The following is a 13,609-nucleotide window of genomic DNA, read 5'->3' as shown; positions in this document are numbered from 1 at the left end:
CATTCAAGCAAAAAAAAAGCCGCTTTCTATAAGCGGCCAATAAGACGTCAACAAAGGAGCGGGAACATTACCCATCAACGTCGGGGGGAAACAAAAACTTAGCTATCAGTCGCTGTATTTGACTGTTCCTCGCCAACCTTAGAGTGCTTGGCCAGAGCTTCACGCTGGGCGGCGTCAGAAGCCTGTTGCTGGACTCGTTCGTTACGCGCAACAAAACTGGCGGACTCTTCGGCTTGACTCATTTGTGAGAAAAGCAAGGTAAATGCACACAACGTGCTGCCAAATAGTAGATACGGCTTCATTTGATCATCCTCATGCAATGGCCTGTGAACATGCAGTGATTTTAATAAGCCACTGTGGAATGAAAAATCCGCGATTTAGCAAATTACTATTACTAGAAACGCAACAATAAGATTTAACGCACCATTGCAATGCCCATGCATCGGCGACACCAGGCTGAATCCTGCGTGAACCGTAGCCTTACCGGTTATAGAAATATTCAGTTACACCCAGTTCTTTATTAACAAAATTATTGTAACGTTATACTGTTTCACTTCGTATAGAGGTGAAATGTAATGCCGCGCAAATTTGCTTCATTGGCCGGGTTAACTATTGGTTTGCTCAGCGATACCAGCTTTGCTGAAGAAAAAAATCACAGCCTGCAACTCGAGGCCATGACCATCACTTCAGAATTCGATTATGAATCGGCGACAGGCCCAGTCGATGGATACAAGGCAACGCGATCTGCCAGTGCCACCAAAACCGATACTGCCATTAAAGATATTCCTCAATCGATCAGTGTGGTTCCCAGCACAGTGCTGCAAGACTTGAACAGCACCGATGTAGAACGTGCGTTGGATTTCGCGGGAGGCGTTTCCAAGCAGAATGACTTTGGTGGCCTCACACTTTTTGAATACAGCATTCGCGGATTTGCGACATCAGAATTTTACAAGGACGGTTTCAGCGCTAACCGTGGCTACCCCGCCACACCTGACGCCGCCAATATTGAACGCATTGAAGTACTTAAAGGCCCAGCGGCAAGCCTGTATGGTCGTGGCGACCCAGGCGGTACAGTCAATATTGTCAGCAAGAAACCCCAGGCAGAGGCCTTCTCCAAACTACAGACCAGCGCGGGTAGCTGGGATCAGTACCGCACGACACTTGACCTCAACACTCCGCTCGACCCGCAAAGCCAGCTGTTATCGAGGGTCAATATTGCTGTTGAGGATAACGGCAGCTTTCGCGATCACGTCGACAGTAAGCGGGTATTCGTTGCACCGTCATTCAGTTGGCAGATTAACCCTGACACGCAGCTTTTAGTCGAAGCTGAACTGGTCCGGCACAGCTCGACGTTTGACCGCGGCATTGTTGTCCCCGCCGCTTCTCGCAGTGGCCTGTCGCGTAGGACATTTCTCGGTGAGCCAGATGATGGCGATATCGACAATGACAACAACATGATTCAAGCAGCGCTTGAGCATCACATCGACCAAACGTGGTCGCTGCGCTTGGCCAGTCACTACAAACAAGGTGAGTTGTCGGGCTTTGCCAGCGAGGCACGCCCATTAAATGCCGACGGTCACACGGTAAACCGTCGTTATCGTGAGCGTGACAATGCCTGGCATGACAGCATTAGCCAGTTGGAGCTGCGCGGTTTGTTTGATATCGGCAGTTGGCAACATGAACTGTTGGTCGGCACCGAGTATGAAAATTACCGCAAGAATGAGCGGGTAACCACGATATCCGGTTCCCCCTACGCCATTGATATATACCAGCCAATATACGGCCAGCCCAAACCTGACGGCGCACGCTTGGGCTCAGATTTCTATGAGCAGGTGAAAAGCCAAGCCCTGAACCTGCAAGACCAAATCGTCTTCACTGAAAAACTGCGTGGCCTTCTCGGCGCACGTTTCGAGCACATTGAACAACAGATAGACGACTACACAACTTACACCAAAGGGCAGCAGCGCCACGACGAGGTAACCTACAGAACAGGGTTGCTCTACCAACTGACACCTGATGTGGGTGTGTTTGCAAACGCCTCTACGTCATTTAAGCCCAACAACGGCTTGGATGCTGGCGGTAAAGCCTTCGACCCAGAAGAAGGTATTGGCTATGAAGTTGGATTCAAAACCGAGCTATTTGATGAACGCCTAATCGCCACTATCGCGGCCTTTCATATCGAGAAAGAAAACGTACTGGCCCTCGATCCGGCAACCGACTCAAACCGAGCGATTGGTAAAGCGCGTAGCCAAGGCATGGATGTCCAATTCGCCGGGCAGCTAAGTGATGCCGTGAGGGTCATTGGCGCATTCGCCTATATCGATGCTGAAGTCACCCAGGGTGATGCCAATATTCCAACCGGCAGCCGCTTGGTTGGCGTGGCAAAACACAGCGGCAGTGTTCTCGGTGTTTATGAGTTTCAAAGCGGTGCCTTGCGTGGCTCTGACTTGGGCGCTGCCTTCAGTTATGTCGGCGACCGCTCTGGTGAAGCCGGCAGCAGCTTTGAGCTAGGTGCCTATCAGACCGTTGATTTGTTAGCCCACTACAAGGCCAGCGACACCCTCACCCTCGGTATCAACCTCAACAATGTCTTCGACGAAAACTACTACGAGCGCTCGTATAGCAGTTACTGGGTGGCCCCGGGCGCTCCCCGCAACTTGAGCCTTAGTCTGGCACTTACCCTTTAAGAGTTTAAGGATTTCATATGTATCGCACGCTTTCAGCACTGTCATTTTCACTGCTCGGTCTACTGTTCGCCAGTGACGCCATTGCGCACGGTTTATGGACCGAGGAACGTCGTGGCAATATCGAAGTTATCTATGGCCATGGGGCTGAAGATAACGCTTTCAAAGCCAGCAAAATCAGCGGAGCTTGGGCCTATAGCGCCAGCGGCAAGATGATTCCGGTTACCGTTGAACGGCTCAGCGATCACGCTCGCCTGCAACCACTCAGTCAACCTGCAGTGATGGCAGTCGCACTGGATAATGGCATGTGGTCTCAAACCGCTGACAAACAGTGGATCAATCAAGGACGCTCGAAAGTGCCGGGGGCAATAGCCTCGCTTCAGACCTTCAAATACAGCCTGGCTATCTACCAGGAAGGCGCAACGCTGTCCAAGCTTGACCGTTTAAGAATGGTGATTGTGCCGCAAGTTGACCCGATGACTGTCGGCCCGTATAAGCCACTGCCTGTGATCGTCACACTGGATGGCAAGCCATTGGTCGGCATCAAACTGCTGGGGGATTACCGCAATGCTCCGAATGAGATCAGCGCTGAAACCGACGAAAAAGGTCGTGCTCAGGTGATCATCAGGAACCCAGGTTTGAACGTGATTGCCGCACAAACTGTGGTGCCTGTTGCCAACAATCCAGACATCACCGAACAAGGCTTCTTCACCTCGCTAACCTTTGTCGGCGAAGCCCACCACGAGTAATTGCCTCTGCTCAGGCGTTCGCTTGGCTTTAGAGTCAGAGGTAATGACTGACTTCGATTAAGTTGTCATCGGGGTCACGAAAGTACACTGACTCTATCGGCCCTGTCGCACCCGTACGTTTGACTGGGCCTTCACTGACCGTTACGCCCTGCTGCGCAAGATGTGCGAGCACCTTGTCGGTCGGCCAGGTTGTGATCAAGCATAAATCGATTGCCCCGGGCGTTGGCTTTTTGGCCTTGGGCTCAAATTCTTTACCCTGCTCATGCAGGTTAAATTTCTGTTGGCCAAACACCAGTGCGCTGCGCCCTTCGCCGAAGGTTTCGTGCTGCATGGCCAACACACGGGTGTAGAAATCCAGGGTTTTATCGATGTCGGCAACGGTCAAGACCAAGTGATCCAAGCGTTCAATCACGGTTAATCCCTATCGAGCAGGTGGAATTTAGGCAAAGAGAAATGCCAACGAATGGCGGCAAGGCGCGTGATCAATACCGTAAGCATGGCAATACCGGTGTCGAGCCAAGGCGGTGTGGCTAAAGCTCTAAGCCCGATGAACATCAGCGCACCGGCAATGCATGCAGTGGCGTAGATTTCTTTTTTGAAGATTAGCGGTATCTCATTGCAGATGATGTCGCGCATGACCCCACCTGCGACACCGGTAATAATCCCCATGATCACTGCTGTGCTGAGTTGAAGGTCATGCTGCAGCGCCACTTCTGTGCCGTAAACGGTGAACACCGCCAAGCCAAAGGCATCGGCTATCAGCAGGCCTTTTTCATGGATGGGTTGAGTCAGCCTGACCCAAACTACCGTGCCCACCGCCGCTATTGATGCGACCAGAATATAGGTGTCATCCCGAATCCAGCTGACCGGATGATTACCCAGGATGACGTCACGTAATGTGCCGCCACCCAAGGCCGTGATGATGGCAATAACCAACACCCCGAACAGGTCCATTGATTTGCGCCCGGCCATAAGCGCGCCGGTGATAGCAAATACGGCCACACCGAAAAGGTCAGCCGCATAAAACAATTGCGCCATGGTCATCGAAGTAATTACTCAGCGATAGGCGTGCGCATGGTGACAAACTCTTCAGCCGCAGTTGGGTGCACGCCGATGGTGTCGTCAAACACAGCTTTGGTCGCACCGGCTTTAAGCGCAACAGCCAGCCCTTGAATGATCTCCCCTGCATCCGGGCCAACCATGTGACATCCCAGAACGCGATCTGATTCAGCATCAACCACCAATTTCATCAGTGTGCGTTCAGTCGAATCGCCAAGGGATAGCTTCATGGGTTTGAAACGGCTTTCGTAGATGTTGACCTTGTGATTTTTTTCACGGGCCTGCTCTTCAGTCAGACCTACTGTGCCTATATTGGGCAAGCTGAACACGGCTGTCGGAATCATGTCGTAGTCAACGCTACGGTATTCCTCAGGTTTGAACAGCTGGCGGGCCACGGCCATGCCTTCGGCCAGCGCGACAGGCGTCAGTTGCACGCGGCCGATCACATCACCAATGGCAAAGACTGAATCTGCGCTGGTTTTGTAATGCTCATCAACATCAATATGCCCGCGCTTATCAAGCTTAACCGAGGTATTTTCCAGGCCGAGATTATCCAGCATCGGATGACGCCCAGTGGCGTAGAACACGCAGTCGGCTTCCAAGGTGCGACCATCTTTCAAGGTGGCCAGCAAGCTGCCATCCGCCTGTTTGTCTATTTGCTTGATATCAGCATTGAACTGAAGATCGATACCGCTTTTGCTCAGTTCTTCTTGCAGGTGTTTACGCACCGAACCATCGAAACCACGCAGGAATAAATCACCACGGTACAACTGGGTTGTTTTGGCCCCAAGGCCGTTAAAAATCGATGCGAACTCGACAGCAATATAGCCACCGCCAACCACAATGACGCGCTTAGGCAGTTGTTCAAGAAAGAAGGCTTCGTTTGAGCCAATGGCGTGTTCACGCCCTGGAATATCTGGAATGCTTGGCCAGCCACCGGTGGCAATCAGGATATTTTTTGCGCTATAGCGCTTGCCGTCTAACTCGACATGATGGTCGTCGAGCATACGCGCATGACCCTCAAGCAGCGTAACGCCACTGCTCTGCAACAGGTTGCGATAAACGCCGTTGAGGCGATTGATCTCAGTATTTTTGTTGCTGATCAGGGTTGTCCAATCAAACTTAGGCTTATCTAGGTTCCAGCCAAACCCTTTGGCTTGCTCAAACTCATCAGCCAGGTGGGCACCATAAACCAACAACTTCTTGGGTACGCAGCCGACGTTGACGCAGGTCCCGCCTAAATAGCGGCTTTCTGCAACCGCAACTTTAGCGCCGTATCCTGCCGAGAATCGAGCAGCACGAACGCCACCAGAACCTGCGCCGATTACAAAAAGGTCGAAGTCGTAAGTCATGATTATCCTCCTGATAAAGGCCCAATCATAACCTGATGTCAGCAAAGTCGCCTTAAACACCTACTCTTATCTGGGTTATAGGAGGATTTATGCAGCCGACACTCACCCATATCGCCTTGCATGTTCCTGATTTGGACACATGCATTGAGTTCTATAGCCAGTTTTGCGCCATGCGGGTTATCCATCAACGGGCTGGCAAAGGTTCGCGGATCGTATGGATGGCCGAACCCGGTAAAGAACACAGCTTTATCTTGGTAATGATGCCCGGTGGTGAACAACGTCAACTCGGGGCAAATGACTATTCACACTTTGGTTTTGCGGTGGAAAGCCGTGAGCAGGTCGATGCCTTGGCGAATAAAGCACGCGACGAAGGATGCCTGATTTGGGAGCCTCGCGACGAGCCCTATCCAGTCGGGTATTACTGCGGGGTTGTTGATCCGGGCGGCAACTACATTGAGTTCAGCTACGGCCAGCCATTAGGACCGGGCGCTGAAAAGATGCCAATACCTTGAGTCAATCATTAACTCAACAAATCGCCCAAATTTCAGCGCGTAGGCCGGACAAAACATTGTCCGGCCTACGGCAGAGCAAAAGGCAACGCGCATATCGAGATTGCATGCCAGTTTTGCTAGGCACGCTTGGCAACCACAATTACTTGGATTTACCAGCCTTGTAGAGATTTTCAAAGCAGAAGTTAGTGGCTTCGATATAACCTTCTGCACCGCCACAGTCAAAGCGCTGGCCCTTGAACTTATAGGCCAGTACACAACCGTTTTGTGCCTGTTTCATCAGCGCATCGGTGATCTGGATTTCACCCCCTTTGCCCGGCTCGGTTTGTTCGATCAGGTCGAAAATATCCGGGGTCAGAATGTAGCGACCGATAATCGCCATATTGGTCGGCGCGTCTTCTTTCTTCGGCTTTTCAACCATGCTGTTCACGCGGTAAATGTCATCGCGGATCATTTCACCAGCAATCACACCGTATTTGTGCACTTCGTCTTCAGGCACTTCCTGAATTGCAACGATAGAGCAACGGAACTGGTTGTACAGTTTGACCATCTGCGCAAGCACACCGTCGCCTTCAAGGTTGAGGCACAAGTCATCAGCCAGAACTACGGCGAACGGCTCATCACCAATCAGAGGGCGGCCGCTGAGGATCGCATGGCCCAGACCTTTCATCTCAACCTGACGGGTATACGAGAACGTGCATTCATCGATCAGGCGACGAATACCGACCAGGTATTTTTCTTTGTCGGTATCGCGAATCTGATGTTCTAGCTCGTAGCTGATATCAAAGTGGTCTTCGAGGGAACGCTTACCGCGCCCTGTGACCATGGCAATTTCTGACAAGCCAGCATCAAGCGCCTCTTCGACGCCATACTGGATCAGCGGCTTGTTCACGATCGGCAACATTTCCTTGGGCATAGCTTTAGTGGCCGGGAGAAAACGTGTGCCGTAACCGGCTGCAGGGAACAAGCATTTCTTAATCATGGGACTCCATATATGGAAGTTGAAAGCACCTTAGTCTATCAGGCCGCACTAACCATACAACTGCCTTGCTGCGGCCTGCCGATGCCTCGATATAAAAAACCCAGCTCTGCAAGTTGCTTGGCATCGTAGATATTTCGCCCATCGAACAATACCGGCATGCGCATGATGCCGCGTATTCGAAGGAAATCTGGTTGCCGGAATTGCTTCCATTCAGTCACCAGTACGAGCGCGTCTGCACCTTGAGCTGCTGTATAGGGTGAATCACTTAGACTTAGCTGCCCCCGTTGCAGTTCCATTGGATAGCGCATTGCCACTGCCGATGTTGCAACGGGGTCGCAGGCTTGGACAACAGCCCCTGCCGCCAACAATGCATCGATGAGAACCAAACTCGGTGCCTCACGCAGATCATCGGTGCCAGGCTTGAAAGCCAGCCCCCATATCGCCACAACCCTCCCCTGCATGTAGCCGTTGAAATGATCACGCAATGCTTGAAACAACAACGTTTTTTGTAGCGCATTACGGGCTTCCACAGCACGTAAAATACCGGGCTCGATGCCCTCTTGCTCAGCGGTTCGAATCAAGGCACGAACATCCTTCGGGAAGCACGAGCCGCCATACCCGCAGCCCGCATATATGAAGTGAGTACCAATGCGCTTGTCACTGCCAATACCGCGGCGCACTTCTTCAATATCGACACCTAAACGGGCGCAAAGCCCAGCCATTTCATTGATGAATGAAATTTTGGTCGCCAGAAAGGCATTTGCCGCATATTTGCTGAACTCAGCCGCACGCACGCCCATGCATAACAACCGCTCATGATTGCGAATAAACGGCGCGTACAAACGGCGCAGGATTTGGGTGTCTTGAGCATCATCACAGCCGATGATCACTCGGTCTGGCCGCATAAAATCATCCAGCGCTGAGCCCTCTTTAAGAAACTCTGGGTTACTGGCAACGTTTACCTGAAATTTTTTCTGACGCGCCAACAGTTGGCGATTGATGCGCTGTGCAACACGCTCAGCTGTCCCCACAGGTACGGTGGATTTATCAACCACCAGGCAGCGCGCTTGAATATGCCTGCCAAGCTCGTCTGCAACATTCAATACGTGGGTCAAATCAGCCGAACCGTCTTCACCGCTCGGTGTACCCACCGCTATAAATATCACGTCGGCTCCGCTGATACCTTCTGCGAAGTTTTGCGTAAATCTCAGCTGACCACTGCTCAGATGAGAGCCAATCATCTGCTCAAGGCCGGGTTCATAGATGGGCACCTGGCCGTGACTCAGTTGATCAAAGCGCCGGCTGTCCTGCTCTATGCAGACGACGTGATTGCCCATTTCAGCAAAACAGGCCGCTGAAACCAAGCCGACATACCCCGCGCCGATTACACAAATTCGCATCGTCTTTCTCCATAAAGAGTCACGACGATTTCAGCGAATTTGAATGGCAACCCCATGACCGAATGATGTCCAACTAATGACAGGGCGATACCCGACCAAATTAGAATTCAATAACGCAGGACTTATTTGCGCTTTTGCCTTGGCTTAAGAGGTCGATATGGCCAGCTATAAAGGCAAAAACGACTACTGTTTGATGGTTTTTTAGGCTAATGGCGTAGTAATGGCAAAAAGTTCAATTTTTATTACGTTTTTTGCCAAATTTTTCACGAAATCTTCACAGATAAGTCGTATGATCAAAACAGCTGAAGGATCAGCCCCATCAGCAAAAGGCCCGCTTCGGCGGGCCTTTTGCTAACTAATGAATCTGCAGACATCTATACCCTCGCCTAACCCCCTGTCGATCAATTGCTATAAAGCCAGACCAACAGACCTGCGCAAAGCGGCAAAAAAACGGCGGTCAGTGCGCCGAGCAAGCTCATCGACAAAGCGGCAAACGCGCCACACTCCTCACCCTCTTCCAGCGCTCTTGCTGTGCCGATCGCGTGTGCATTCATGCCGTAGCTCATACCCCGTGCAGCAGGATGATCAACCCCCGCCCAACGCAGCATTGTCGGGCCAATGGCAGTGCCGATCACGCCGGTGATCATGACAAACACTGCGGATAACGCAGCAATACCACCAATCTGATCAGCTGCCAGCATGGCAATCGGCATGGTCACCGATTTGGTCGCCAAGGTCAGCAATATGTGTAAATCCGCACCGAGCAGATGGGCAATGGTCAGTGTGAGCAACAAAGTAAACACGCCGCCAAAAGTGATGGTCAGGACAATTGGCCAGAACAACAGCTGAATTCGCTTGAGATTACGATACAGCGGTACTGCAAGGGCAACAGTGGCTGGCCCCAGTAACAGCGCAATGGGGGCTGCGCCTTGTCGGTATGTGTTGTAGTCAACGCCCAGGAGCAACAGGGTCGACACTATAATCAACATGGACACTAATACCGGCTGAAGCACCAGCCAGCCACTGCGTTTGTACAGCGCCAATGCCAACTGAAAAGCAATCAGCGTCAGGCCGATTGAAAACAGTGGATGTTGTTGAACCACCAACCAGGTGCTGGATACTGATGCACTCGTCATGCTTGATCATCCGCACGGCGCTCGACTCTGCGCGCCAAGGTTTGCATTAACCAGCCGCACAGTGGAACGGTGACAAGCAGTGATAGCACCAGAGCACCGGCAATTGGCATCAGGTTGTCGAGCAACTCATGGCTGCTGACGATAATACCGGTTGCGGGCACGACCAGGAGCAGGGGCAAATATTGCAGCAATGTATTGGCGGCCGTATTGAGAGGCTCATCGACTCGACCGCGGATAAGCAGAAATACCAACAACAGCAGCAAACCGATAATCGCTCCCGGCAACGCAGGCAATAACGCATAGTTGATCGCCACGCCAACTATCTGAAACAACACCAGCCAGGTAAGACCTCTCAATAACACAGCACGCTCCTTATTATTCATGGGCGTTGTACACCCTCAGCCCAGCAGCCAAACGCCCACTATGGCGCACCTTGGCGCAGCTAGCCAGACTCAGAAGCCAGCAAAAACTACAGATCAGTTTTATGCCGCTCACTGAGTTCTGTACCAATAATTGCTTTAGATCAAAGAAACCCGGCTAAAACCCTGATAAGCAATGATAATAAGCTCATCTTAGAATCATCTGATCCGTATTTTATTTAAAAAACTGAGTCTGTTCTAAGTACAGAATTATCATGATCATAGCGCTCGCCTGAACCATAGCCTGTGAGGCGCTAGCCATGACTGACCGCATCCCCGTCACAATAATCGACACAATCGACGCAACAACACCGATACGCATCACCCCTGCACAAGCCGGTGGCGTTATCCATACCCGAAGTTTCACCGGGATTTACCGCAATCTACGCCTCTATGGGGCGGGGCTGTTGTGCTTGCTTTATTTCGGCACCGCGTGGCTCAACTGGGGCGATCGCCAAGCGGTGCTGTGGGACCTAGCCGGGCGTAAGTTCTATATTTTTGGTGCCACATTTTGGCCCCAGGATTTTGTTCTTCTGTCGGCCATTCTGATCATTGCAGCGTTCGGGTTGTTCTTCATTACCGTATTGGCTGGACGCGTTTGGTGCGGTTATACCTGCCCACAAAGCGTGTTCACCTGGATCTTCATGCGCATTGAGAAACTCACTGAAGGTGAGCGCAATCAGCGGCTGAAACTGGATGCTGCGCCATGGTCCTTAGGTAAATTGCTTCGCCGTAGCGCTAAGCACGCTTTGTGGCTGGCCGTTGGACTTGCCACTGCACTGGCCTTCGTCGGCTACTTCACCCCCATCCGTCAATTGATTATCGACACCGTGCAGTTGAACGTTGATGGCTCAACCGCATTCTGGTTGCTGTTCTTTACCACGGCCACCTACATAAATGCCGGCTGGCTACGGGAAAAAGTCTGCTTGGATATGTGCCCTTATTCGCGCTTTCAAAGCGTCATGTTCGATGACAACACCCTCGTGGTTTCCTATGACAGTGGCCGTGGTGATAACCGCGGGCCACGGCGTAAAGACAGCGACTACAAGGCACAAGGCCTGGGTGATTGCATCGACTGTACAATCTGCGTGCAAGTTTGCCCTACCGGCATCGACATTCGTGATGGCCTGCAACTCAACTGCCTGAGCTGTGGCGCCTGTATCGATGCCTGTGACACGGTCATGGACAAGATGGGTTATGCCCGTGGATTGGTGCGCTACACCTCTGAGCGAGCACTGAACGGAGCAAAAACGCAACTGTTTCGCCCTCGCCTTTTAGCCTACGCTGCGGTGTTGATGGTGATGATTGCCAGCTTCATATGGGCATTGCAGATGCGCCCTCTGATCTCACTGGATGTAACCAAGGACCGGGCAATGTTTCGTGAAAACAGCGAGGGGCAGATCGAAAATATTTACAGCTTAAAAATCATCAACAAAACTCAGCACCCACAACGGTATTCCATAGGCATTACGCAAGATCCGGCGTTTGCCTTGCAGGGCACACGGCAAATCAATCTAGCCGCTGGGGAGATCGTCGACCTGCCAGTCAGCGTTGTGTTACTCAATCCTAACGCTGTTAAAAGTGCCGAACAGCTGGAGTTTGTTGTGAGCAATCTGGATGTCGACACGCAGCAGGTCAGTGCCAGCAGTACCTTTATTTCACCGGCCGCACGCTGAGTTATCGCATGCGCAATGCGCTGACCCTAAAATATGTTGCCTAAGGAACCTCTGAAAAAGGTAGCGAGCGAAGATAGGACAAGGCAAAAAACTGCGAAAAAGCGACCGGGGTCGCGCTCGACTTTAGTTGACCTAAATGAGCATTTTGAGCCGTTTTTTAACGCAGTAATATCTAGCGCAGTAGTTTTTCAGAGGTTCCCTAACGCTCTGGTAGCCAGGACACAATGAAACGCTACGAACAAGTTGCAGACGAAATTGCTGAGCTGATTCGCAGCGCAGTGCTCATGCCAGGTGAACGCGTACCCTCTGTGCGTCACGCCAGTCGGACCTTCGGCGTCAGCCCCTCAACCGTCTTTCAAGCTTATTATCTGCTTGAAGACCGCGGGCTGATCCAAGCACGTGCCCGCTCGGGTTACTTTGTCCGTGAGCATGCTCAACAACCGCTGCCTGAGCCTGAGGCCAACCGCCAACGCGCCAATACCACCGAGGTTGATGTCAGCGATCTAGTCTTTTCAGTACTTGGCTCACTTAAAGACCCAACTACTGTGCCCTTTGGTTCGGCATTTCCCTCGCCTGATCTATTCCCGCTAGAGCGACTGGCACGCTCCATGGCGCAATCTCTACGGATGATGGAACCCAGCGCTGTCATCGCTGACATGACTGAGGGCAACCCCAGCCTTCGCAGGCAAATTGCGTTGCGTTATATGAACAGCGGCGTGTTACTACCGGTTGAGGAACTGGTGATCACCAATGGTGCCATGGAAGCGCTGAATGTATGCCTGCAATGTATTACTCAGCCTGGGGATTTGGTCGCGATCGAAGCCCCGGCGTTCTATGCCACATTACAAGTACTCGAACGCCTGAAGCTTAAAGCTGTAGAGATCCCGGTTCATCCGCGTGAAGGCATTGATCTCGATTGCCTGGCAGAGAGTTTGTCGACTCTACCTATCAAGGCCTGTTGGTTTATGAGCAGCCTGCAGAACCCTGTGGGCGCAAGCATGAGCGATGCGAAGAAAGGTGCACTTTACGCGCTGCTTAAACGCTATCAATTACCCATGATTGAAGATGATGTTTATGCCGAGCTTAATTTCAGCGCTCGGCCACCGCGACCGGTAAAAAGCTTCGATGATGAAGGCTTAGTGATGCATTGCGGATCATTTTCTAAATGCCTTGCGCCTGGCTACCGAATTGGCTGGGTTGCCGCTGGACGCAATGCCCTGCAAGTCAGCAGGCAGCGTTTGATGACCACCATATCGCCGTCTGTGCCGGCTCAGGCGGCGCTTGCCGACTACCTTCAGCACGGAGGTTATGATCGACACCTGCGCAAGCTCAGGCACAGCCTGGAAACCCAACAAGATGCCATGCTCGCCTCAGCTGCCCGGCACTTTCCGGCTGAAACACGGGTAAGTCGCCCTGCTGGCGGGTATTTTCTGTGGTTTGAATTCCCCAAGCAGGTGGACGCCTTGCGCTTATTCAAGCTGGCCCTCGCCCAAGGCATTAGCCTGGCACCGGGTCCGATATTCTCTGCATCACGTCAATTCGGCAATTGCGCGCGCTTAAACTGCGGCCACCCTTGGACTGTAAAAAGCGAAGAAGCCATGGCCACGCTCGGCCGAATAATCGCCTCGTTTTAACCACAGATT

Annotated in this window: 13 protein-coding genes; 5 read left to right on the top strand and 8 right to left on the bottom strand. The window is 52.0% G+C overall.

Going from position 1 to position 13,609, the window contains the following annotated elements; all coding sequences use genetic code 11:
• Window positions 1-98: 98 nt before the first annotated feature.
• Window positions 99-302, bottom strand: a complete 204-nt coding sequence (locus ACIGCM_RS19760) for a hypothetical protein (RefSeq protein ID WP_397503747.1) — start codon at window positions 300-302, stop codon at window positions 99-101.
• 273 nt (window positions 303-575) lie between these two features.
• Between ACIGCM_RS19760 and ACIGCM_RS19755 the strand changes: the two genes are divergently transcribed.
• Together ACIGCM_RS19755 and ACIGCM_RS19750 are read left to right on the top strand one after the other, a co-directional pair.
• On the top strand, window positions 576-2,687 hold the full coding sequence (locus ACIGCM_RS19755; protein WP_397503746.1) for a TonB-dependent siderophore receptor: 2,112 nt from the start codon (window positions 576-578) through the stop codon (window positions 2,685-2,687).
• 17 nt (window positions 2,688-2,704) lie between these two features.
• Entirely contained in the window at window positions 2,705-3,433 is a 729-nt protein-coding gene (locus ACIGCM_RS19750) for a DUF4198 domain-containing protein (RefSeq protein WP_397503745.1), read from the top strand.
• A 34-nt stretch (window positions 3,434-3,467) separates the two neighbouring features.
• Here the strand turns inward: ACIGCM_RS19750 and ACIGCM_RS19745 are convergent, their stop codons facing one another.
• From ACIGCM_RS19745 to gorA, 3 genes are read right to left on the bottom strand one after another with little or no spacing between them, the layout of a single operon-like run.
• Window positions 3,468-3,845: a VOC family protein gene (locus ACIGCM_RS19745; protein WP_397503744.1), complete on the bottom strand. Its 378-nt coding sequence runs from the start codon at window positions 3,843-3,845 to the stop codon at window positions 3,468-3,470.
• Between the two features lie 2 nt (window positions 3,846-3,847).
• The gene (locus tag ACIGCM_RS19740; RefSeq protein WP_397503821.1) at window positions 3,848-4,471 is read right to left on the bottom strand and encodes a trimeric intracellular cation channel family protein; all 624 of its coding nucleotides are present in this window, start codon (window positions 4,469-4,471) and stop codon (window positions 3,848-3,850) included.
• 14 nt (window positions 4,472-4,485) lie between these two features.
• Window positions 4,486-5,844, bottom strand: coding sequence for a glutathione-disulfide reductase (gorA, locus tag ACIGCM_RS19735; RefSeq protein WP_397503743.1), 1,359 nt, complete (start codon window positions 5,842-5,844; stop codon window positions 4,486-4,488).
• A gap of 89 nt (window positions 5,845-5,933) precedes the next feature.
• Between gorA and ACIGCM_RS19730 the strand changes: the two genes are divergently transcribed.
• Window positions 5,934-6,356 carry a VOC family protein gene (locus tag ACIGCM_RS19730; protein ID WP_397503742.1) on the top strand — a complete coding sequence of 141 codons (423 nt, stop codon included), beginning with the start codon at window positions 5,934-5,936 and terminating at the stop codon, window positions 6,354-6,356.
• A 139-nt stretch (window positions 6,357-6,495) separates the two neighbouring features.
• Here ACIGCM_RS19730 and galU read toward each other — a convergent pair whose 3' ends face one another.
• The 4 genes from galU to ACIGCM_RS19710 all read right to left on the bottom strand — a co-directional run bounded on the left by galU (window position 6,496) and on the right by ACIGCM_RS19710 (window position 10,233).
• Window positions 6,496-7,335 (bottom strand): UTP--glucose-1-phosphate uridylyltransferase GalU, encoded by an 840-nt coding sequence (galU, locus tag ACIGCM_RS19725; RefSeq protein ID WP_397503741.1) that lies wholly within the window; start codon window positions 7,333-7,335, stop codon window positions 6,496-6,498.
• Between the two features lie 38 nt (window positions 7,336-7,373).
• A complete protein-coding gene (locus ACIGCM_RS19720; RefSeq protein ID WP_397503740.1) occupies window positions 7,374-8,735 on the bottom strand; it encodes a UDP-glucose dehydrogenase family protein in 1,362 nt (453 codons plus the stop codon).
• 401 nt (window positions 8,736-9,136) lie between these two features.
• Window positions 9,137-9,871, bottom strand: coding sequence for an LrgB family protein (locus tag ACIGCM_RS19715; protein WP_397503739.1), 735 nt, complete (start codon window positions 9,869-9,871; stop codon window positions 9,137-9,139).
• The gene (locus tag ACIGCM_RS19710) at window positions 9,868-10,233 is read right to left on the bottom strand and encodes a CidA/LrgA family protein (protein WP_397503738.1); all 366 of its coding nucleotides are present in this window, start codon (window positions 10,231-10,233) and stop codon (window positions 9,868-9,870) included. Before ACIGCM_RS19710 ends, ACIGCM_RS19715 begins: the two co-directional genes overlap by 4 nt.
• Window positions 10,234-10,550: 317 nt before the next feature.
• Here ACIGCM_RS19710 and ccoG point away from each other — a divergent pair, with 317 nt between their 5' ends.
• Both ccoG and mapR read left to right on the top strand, forming a co-directional pair.
• The gene (gene ccoG / locus ACIGCM_RS19705) at window positions 10,551-11,966 is read left to right on the top strand and encodes a cytochrome c oxidase accessory protein CcoG (protein WP_397503737.1); all 1,416 of its coding nucleotides are present in this window, start codon (window positions 10,551-10,553) and stop codon (window positions 11,964-11,966) included.
• A 224-nt stretch (window positions 11,967-12,190) separates the two neighbouring features.
• A complete protein-coding gene (gene mapR / locus ACIGCM_RS19700) occupies window positions 12,191-13,600 on the top strand; it encodes a GntR family transcriptional regulator MpaR (protein WP_397503736.1) in 1,410 nt (469 codons plus the stop codon).
• The last annotated feature ends 9 nt before the right edge of the window (window positions 13,601-13,609 follow it).

Source organism: Pseudomonas sp. NPDC078700, assembly GCF_044542375.1.
Classification (GTDB): Bacteria; Pseudomonadota; Gammaproteobacteria; order Pseudomonadales; family Pseudomonadaceae; genus Aquipseudomonas.
This window is presented reverse-complemented; position numbering and strand designations above follow the sequence as displayed.

Bases quoted from the DNA above. Each gene is read 5' to 3' on its own strand.
- ACIGCM_RS19760 (WP_397503747.1), bottom strand. From the start codon at position 302: ATGAAGCCGTATCTACTATTTGGCAGCACGTTGTGTGCATTTACCTTG.
- ACIGCM_RS19755 (WP_397503746.1), top strand. From the start codon at position 576: ATGCCGCGCAAATTTGCTTCATTGGCCGGGTTAACTATTGGTTTGCTC.
- ACIGCM_RS19750 (WP_397503745.1), top strand. From the start codon at position 2,705: ATGTATCGCACGCTTTCAGCACTGTCATTTTCACTGCTCGGTCTACTG.
- ACIGCM_RS19740 (WP_397503821.1), bottom strand. From the start codon at position 4,471: ATGGCGCAATTGTTTTATGCGGCTGACCTTTTCGGTGTGGCCGTATTT.
- gorA (WP_397503743.1), bottom strand. From the start codon at position 5,844: ATGACTTACGACTTCGACCTTTTTGTAATCGGCGCAGGTTCTGGTGGC.
- ACIGCM_RS19730 (WP_397503742.1), top strand. From the start codon at position 5,934: ATGCAGCCGACACTCACCCATATCGCCTTGCATGTTCCTGATTTGGAC.
- galU (WP_397503741.1), bottom strand. From the start codon at position 7,335: ATGATTAAGAAATGCTTGTTCCCTGCAGCCGGTTACGGCACACGTTTT.
- ACIGCM_RS19720 (WP_397503740.1), bottom strand. From the start codon at position 8,735: ATGCGAATTTGTGTAATCGGCGCGGGGTATGTCGGCTTGGTTTCAGCG.
- ACIGCM_RS19715 (WP_397503739.1), bottom strand. From the start codon at position 9,871: ATGACGAGTGCATCAGTATCCAGCACCTGGTTGGTGGTTCAACAACAT.
- ccoG (WP_397503737.1), top strand. From the start codon at position 10,551: ATGACTGACCGCATCCCCGTCACAATAATCGACACAATCGACGCAACA.
- mapR (WP_397503736.1), top strand. From the start codon at position 12,191: ATGAAACGCTACGAACAAGTTGCAGACGAAATTGCTGAGCTGATTCGC.